Below are 6,712 nucleotides of genomic sequence, written 5' to 3' on the forward strand. Positions count from 1 at the left end.
GCCGCGGCCGAAGCGGCGCCTACGCCGCGCGCGGCCCGCCACGCGCCTGAGCGCGCCGCCCCGGCGCCCTTCCCGCCTCGATCCCCGGCCGCACGGCGCTTGGAGCCGAAGCGGCTGCTCACGTCTTTTCGGCGTGCGGCGTGGCCGCACGCCCCTCTGTCCTGATCCGATGAAATCCCTCGTCCTCACCCTGAGTCCGGTGGCGCTGGCCTGCGCCGCCCTGTCGCAACCGGCCGCGGCGCAGTCCGCGCCGACCCCGGTCGAACGCATCGTCATCACCGGCAACCCGCTGGGCAGCGAGCGCAGCACGCAGCCGGTGTCGGTGCTCGCCGGCGACGAGCTCGTGCTGCGCCGCGGCGGCACGCTGGGCGACACGCTGGACACGCTGCCCGGCGTCTCGCAGACCGGCTTCGGCCCCAACGCCAGCCGGCCGGTGATCCGCGGGCTGGACGGCGACCGCCTGCGCGTGCTCGACAACTCGGGCTCGACGCTGGACGCCTCGGCGCTGAGCTACGACCACGCGGTGCCGCTGGACCCGCTGGTGGCCACCGGCATCGAGGTGCTGCGCGGCCCGGCGGCGCTGCTGTACGGCGGCAACGCCGTCGGCGGCGTCGTCAACGTGCTCGACAACCGCATCCCTGCCGCGCCGGTCACTCGCACCGGCGGCTCGGCCGAACTGCGCCTGGGCGGCGCCGCCGCCGAACGCGGCGCGGCCGCGGTGCTGGAGACCGGCGGCGCCGGCTGGGCGCTGCACCTGGACGCCGCGGCGCGCAACACCGACGACCTGGACGTGCCCGAGCACACGCCGGTGGCCGACGGTGAAGCCCTGGCGCGGACCGACGAGGTGCGCAACTCGGCCGCCAGGACCCGCAGCGCCGCGCTCGGCGGCTCGTGGTTCTTCGCCGGCGGCCGGGTCGGCCTGGCGCTTGACCACTACGACAGCGAGTACGGCGTCGTCGCCGAACCCGACGTCACGATCCTGATGCGCCGCAACCAGCTGCGCGCCGAAGGCGAGTGGCGCCTGGACGGCGGCCCGTTCTCCAACCTGAAGCTGCAGGCGCGCGGCGCCGACTACGAGCACCGCGAGATGGAAGGCTCGGAAGTCGGCACCGTGTTCTCCAGCCGCGGCGGCGAACTGCGCGCCGAGGCCCGCCACCGTGCGCTGGGCCCGCTGCGCGGCGTCGTCGGCGTGCAGGCCGAGAGCTTCGACTTCTCGGCGCTGGGCGAAGAGGCCTTCGTGCCCGACACGACGACACGCCGCCTGGGCCTGTTCGTGCTGGAGGAGACGGACCTCGGGCCCGGCACGGTCTCGGCCGGCGCGCGGGTCGAACGTGCCGACGTCGACTCCGACGGCGGCGGCCGCTTCGGCGACGCGCGCTCGCGCGGCTTCACGCTGTTCAGCGCGTCGCTGGGCACGACGATGCCGCTGGCGCCGGGCTGGAACGTCAGCGCCCACCTGGCGTCGACCGAGCGTGCACCGACCTACTTCGAGCTCTACGCCGACGGCGTGCACGCCGCCACCGGCGCCTACGAACGCGGCGACCCGACGCTGGACGCCGAACGCGGCGTCAGCGCCGACCTGGCGCTGCAGTGGAAGTCGGGTGCGTCCAGCCTGCGCGCCGGCGTCTTCGCGACACGCTTCTCGCGTTTCATCTCGCTGGACAGCGCCGGCGTCTCGGTCGACGAGGACGGCGAGGTCGTCACCGAGGACGGCGTGCCGCTGTACCGCTTCGACGCGGTGCGGGCGCGGCTGTACGGCGCCGAGTTCGAGGCCCGGACCACGCTCGATGCCGCCGGCTGGCGCTGGACGCCCAGCGCCAGCGCCGACTTCACGCGCGCGACGAACACCACGACCGACGAGGCCCTGCCGCGCATCGCGCCCCGGCGCACGACGCTGGCGCTGGCCGCGTCGCGTGCCGACTGGACGCTGCGCGCCGAACTGCGCCATGCCGGGCGCCAGAACCGTGTGCCCACGGGCGACAGCACGACCGCCGGCTACACGCTGCTGAACCTGGCGGCTTCGTACCGCTTCACGCTCGGCGGCCAGGACGCGCTGTGGTACCTGAAGCTGGACAACGCGACCGACCGGCTGGCCTACAACGCCACCGCGATCGAGACGATCCGCGGGCTGTCGCCGCTGCCCGGCCGCGCGCTGGCAACCGGGCTGCGGCTGGACTTCTGAGGCCGCTCAGCGCGGCACGACGAAGGTCGACTTCTCGTCGATCTCGATGGCCGAGTCGTTGGCCGCGGCCGGCAGGCGCTCGATGCGGAAACGGATCGCGTGCACGCCGGCCCCGGCCTGCTGGGCGGCCTCGAACGGCAGGTGCACGTTCAAGGTCACCCAGCGCGCCTCGGCCGGGCCCAGGTCCACCGTCTCGGCGTGTTCGATCGTGATGCCGGGCAGGCCGTCGACCGCGACGCGGTAGCGCTCGGTCTGCTCGGCGTTGTTCATGATCTGCAGGCGGTAGACGTTCTCGATCGTGCCCTGGTCGACGATGCGCGCCAGCGACGCCCGGTCGCGCACGACGTCGACGCGGAACGGGTGGCGCAGCGCGATGCTGGTCGCGAAGGCGCCGAGGATGATGAACAGGATCGCCGTGTAGACCAGCACCCGCGGGCGCAGCACGCGGCGCAGCATCTGGCCGCGGTCGTGGTGCTGCGCCATGCCGTTCTGCGTGGCGTAGCGGATCAGCCCGCGCGGGTAGCTCATCTTGTCCATGATGTCGTCGCAGGCGTCGATGCAGGCCGCGCAGCCGATGCACTCGTACTGCAGGCCGTTGCGGATGTCGATGCCGGTCGGACAGACCTGCACGCAGACGCCGCAGTCGACGCAGCTGCCCAGGCCGGCCTGCTTCGGGTCGGTCTTCTTCGAGCGCCGCCCGCGCGGCTCGCCGCGTTCGGGGTCGTAGCTGATGATCAGCGTGTCCTTGTCGAACATCGCGCTCTGGAAGCGCGCGTACGGGCACATGTATTTGCAGACCTGCTCGCGCATGGTGCCGGCGTTGCCCCAGGTGGCGAAGCCGTAGAACAGCACCCAGAAGGTCTGCCACGGGCCCAGCGAGGCGCTGGCGATCGAGCCCAGAAGCTCGCCCATCGGCGTGAAGTAGCCAGCGAAGGTGACGCCGGTCCACAGCGCGAAGCCCACCCACAGCACCTGCTTGGCCGCCTTGCGGCCGAGCTTGGCCGCGCTCCACGGCGCGGCGTCGAGCTTCATGCGCTGCGTGCGGTCGCCTTCGGTGACCTTCTCGAACCACATGAAGATCTCGGTGTAGACCGTCTGCGGGCAGGCGTAGCCGCACCACAGCCGCCCGGCCACCGCGGTGAACAGGAACAGCGCGTAGGCCGAGATCATCAGCAGCGCCGACAGGTAGATCAGGTCCTGCGGATACAGGACCAGCCCGAAGACGTAGAAGCGCCGCGCCGCCAGGTCGAACAGCACCGCCTGGCGGTCGTTCCACTGCAGCCAGGGCAGGCCGTAGAAGACGATCTGCGTCAGCCAGACCAGGGCCCAGCGCCAGTTGGCGAAACGCCCGCTGACGGCACGCGCGTAGATCTTGCGAGACTTCTGGTACAGCGACACGGTGGCCGCGCCAGCGGCCGCCTTGGGTGACGCCGCGGGGGCGTCGCCGCCCGCATTGATAGGGGCAGGGGTATCAGCCATGGACTGATTCTGCCCCATGGACCCCATCCGATGGGGGTTTTCACGAATTCGTGAGCGAACCAGTCGGTCGCTCTTCACGAAGCGCTTCAGTCGTGCTGGCAGCCGCAGGCGCAGCCGTGACCGGCACCCGGCCGCGCTGCCGGCGGGCTCAGGTGCGGCAGTTCGCCGGCGACGTAACGCGCGACGGCGGCGGCGGGTTCGCGTTCGTCCGTCGTCGCGGCGCGGATGCCGCGCGCGGCGAGCTTGGCGACGAGGCCGCCGCCCATGCTGGCGCCGATCAGCACGTCGACACCGTCCAGCGGGTGCGGGGCGTCGGCCGCGGCGTCGTGGAAGGCCTGGCCGGCGTCCAGTTCGACGAGTTCGGGCGCGCCGACCTCGGCGCCCTGCACGCGGTAGACGAGGAAACGGCGGCAGCGGCCGGCGTGGTCGGAGACTTCGCGCCGGTTCTGGGCGGCGACGGCGACGAGGGTGGAGGCAACAGGCATGGCGATCGACGGGAGGAGCGGACAGGCCGCGACGGAGCGTCGTTCTCAAGCCGCGTGCCACCCCCTGCGGCGAACGAAAAAAGCCTTCGCGACAAGCACTTGACGCGCCCGCCGGGAGTTCACCGACCGCCCAGGACTGCCACTGACGGCACCCCCTTGGCAGAACGCCTGACAGTTCGGCGAGTACCCCCGGCGGTACACTGGACCCACAGCTTCCGCCTGCCGCCGCCATGAATCAGCCGTCCGCCCCCGCCCGCCGCCGCCTGCTCGCCGTCGCCGGCTCCGCCGTGCTCGCCGGCCTCGCGGCGCCGGGGCATGCCGCCGACGAGGCGCTGCCGCTGGAGGCGGCACGCGACGCGCTGGCCCGCCGCAGCGCGATCGTCATCGACATCCGCGAGCCCGAGGAACACGCCCGCGGCGTCGCACCGGGCATGCGGCTGCTGCCGATGAGCCAGATCGGCCAGCGCCTGGCCGAGATCCCGCGGGACCCGTCGCAACCGGTGCTGCTGGTCTGCAACACGCAGAACCGCTCGCGCGCCACGGCCCGCGCGCTGCGCGAGCGTGGCTGGACCAACGTGCACTACGTCGCCGGCGGCATGAGCGAATGGGCTCGCCGCGGCTGGCCGCTGGTCGCGCCGCGCTGAACACCGCCTCCCGGCGGGGCGCCATCCCTCGGGTGATGGCGCCGGCTGTAACTTGATCGTACTCAACGCCGGCAAAAGGCCGGCCTCGGCCGCCTGTGCAGGCGCTAGCATTGGTCCGCGCTTCCACCAACCGGACCACGATGCCGGCATGCGGGATGCAGCAACACCGGCCCGACGGCGGCCGGCGGCGACGATCGGAGGACAGCCCCATGACCCTGCCATCCCGGATGCTCGAGGAGCTCGAGCGCCGCCGCCGCACCGTGACGGCCGGCGGCGGAGCCGACAAGCTCGCCGCCCGCCACGCCAAGGGCCAGCTCGGCGCGCGTGAACGCCTGGACCGGCTGTTCCAGCCCGGCACCTTCCAGGAAACCGGGATGCACGTGCGCCACGGCGCGCACCACTTCGGCCTGCAGGACAAGGCCTTCCCGGCCGACGGCGTCGTCACCGGCACCGGCTACGTCGGCGGCAACCTCGTCGCCGCCTACAGCCAGGACTTCACGGTCAACGCCGGCACGCTGGGCAAGGCCCACGCCGGCAAGATCGTCGCGCTGATGCAGTTCGCACTGAAGAACGGCGTGCCCATCGTCTCGATGCAGGACTCGGGCGGTGCGCGCATCCAGGAGGCGGTGGACGCGCTGTCGGGCTACGGCGAGGTCTTCTATCACAACGTGCTCGCCTCCGGCCTGGTGCCGCAGATCGCGCTGGTGCTCGGGCCCTGCGCCGGCGGCGCGGCGTATTCGCCGGCGCTCAACGACTTCATCATCATGACGCGCCGCAACGCGCACATGTTCATCACCGGGCCCGAGGTCATCAAGGCCGTCACCGGCCGGGCGACGACGATGGACGAGGTCGGCGGCGCCGAGATGCACGCCGCGGTCAGCGGCAACGTGCACTTCATCGCCGAGGACGACACGCAGGCCGTGGCGCTGGCGCAGCGCCTGCTGTCGTACCTGCCGCCGAACAACACGATGGACCCGCCGCACCAGCTGTCGGCCGAGCTCGTGCTGGCCAGCGACGAGGGCATGGACACGCTGGTGCCCGAGGACCCGGCCGAGCCGATGGACGTGCGCCAGGTCATCGCCCGCCTCGTCGACGGCGGCGAGCTGCTGGAGGTGCACGCCTCCTGGGCGCGCAACATCATCGTCGGCTTCGCGCGGCTGCAGGGCATGGTCATCGGCCTGGTGGCCAACCAGCCCGCCGAGATGGCCGGCGCGCTGGACATCAACGCCTCGGACAAGGCGGCGCGTTTCATCCGCTTCTGCAACGCCTTCAACGTGCCCGTGGTGACGCTGGTGGACGTGCCCGGCTTCCTGCCCGGCGTCGAGCAGGAGCGCGGCGGCATCATCCGCCACGGCGCCAAGCTGCTGTTCGCCTACGCCTCGTGCACGACGCCCAAGCTGACGGTCATCCTGCGCAAGGCCTACGGCGGCTCGTATCTGGCGATGTGCAGCCAGGAGATGGGCGCCGACGTCGTCTACGCCTGGCCCAACGCCGAGATCGCGGTGATGGGCGCGCAGGGTGCGGTGAACCTGCTGTACCGCAAGGAGCTCGCCGAGGCCGAGGATCGCGCCGCGCTGGCTGCCGAGCTGATCGCCGGCTACCGCGCCGAGTTCGCCTCGCCCTATCTGTCGGCCGGGCGCGGCTACATCACCGACGTCATCGCGCCGTCGGAGACCCGCGCCCAGCTCGCGCTGTCGCTGCGCAAGATCCTCAACAAGCGCGAGCTGCGGCCCGCGAAGAAACACGGCAACGTGCCGCTGTAAGACGCAGCCGGAGAACACCCCATGGAACGAAGACTGCGCATCACCGTCGACGGCAAGGCCTACGTCGTGACGGTCGAGGAGCTCGACGCCGGCCCGCTGGCGCCGCCGCCGGCCGTGGTGCTGGGCGCGACGGTGCCGCCGGCCGTCGCCGCCGCGCCG

At 72.3% G+C, this 6,712-nt stretch carries 5 protein-coding genes; 3 read left to right on the top strand and 2 right to left on the bottom strand.

The annotated features are described in order from the left end of the window. Positions 1–169 precede the first annotated feature (169 nt). A complete protein-coding gene (locus RBXJA2T_RS00625) occupies positions 170–2,182 on the top strand; it encodes a TonB-dependent receptor (protein WP_029718976.1) in 2,013 nt (670 codons plus the stop codon). Positions 2,183–2,188: 6 nt separating this feature from the next. Here the strand turns inward: RBXJA2T_RS00625 and ccoG are convergent, their stop codons facing one another. Both ccoG and RBXJA2T_RS00635 read right to left on the bottom strand, forming a co-directional pair. Further along, the gene (gene ccoG / locus RBXJA2T_RS00630) at positions 2,189–3,679 is read right to left on the bottom strand and encodes a cytochrome c oxidase accessory protein CcoG (RefSeq protein ID WP_050801715.1); all 1,491 of its coding nucleotides are present in this window, start codon (positions 3,677–3,679) and stop codon (positions 2,189–2,191) included. Between the two features lie 68 nt (positions 3,680–3,747). After that, positions 3,748–4,146 carry a NifB/NifX family molybdenum-iron cluster-binding protein gene (locus RBXJA2T_RS00635; protein WP_009855371.1) on the bottom strand — a complete coding sequence of 133 codons (399 nt, stop codon included), beginning with the start codon at positions 4,144–4,146 and terminating at the stop codon, positions 3,748–3,750. 230 nt (positions 4,147–4,376) lie between these two features. Between RBXJA2T_RS00635 and RBXJA2T_RS00640 the strand changes: the two genes are divergently transcribed. Continuing rightward, complete coding sequence (locus RBXJA2T_RS00640) at positions 4,377–4,790, top strand: rhodanese-like domain-containing protein (RefSeq protein WP_009855372.1); 414 nt, start codon at positions 4,377–4,379, stop codon at positions 4,788–4,790. Positions 4,791–4,999: 209 nt separating this feature from the next. After that, the gene (locus RBXJA2T_RS00645; RefSeq protein WP_029718974.1) at positions 5,000–6,553 is read left to right on the top strand and encodes an acyl-CoA carboxylase subunit beta; all 1,554 of its coding nucleotides are present in this window, start codon (positions 5,000–5,002) and stop codon (positions 6,551–6,553) included. Positions 6,554–6,712 lie beyond the last annotated feature (159 nt).

It is taken from the genome of Rubrivivax benzoatilyticus JA2 = ATCC BAA-35, assembly GCF_000190375.1.
GTDB lineage: Bacteria > Pseudomonadota > Gammaproteobacteria > Burkholderiales > Burkholderiaceae_C > Rubrivivax > Rubrivivax benzoatilyticus.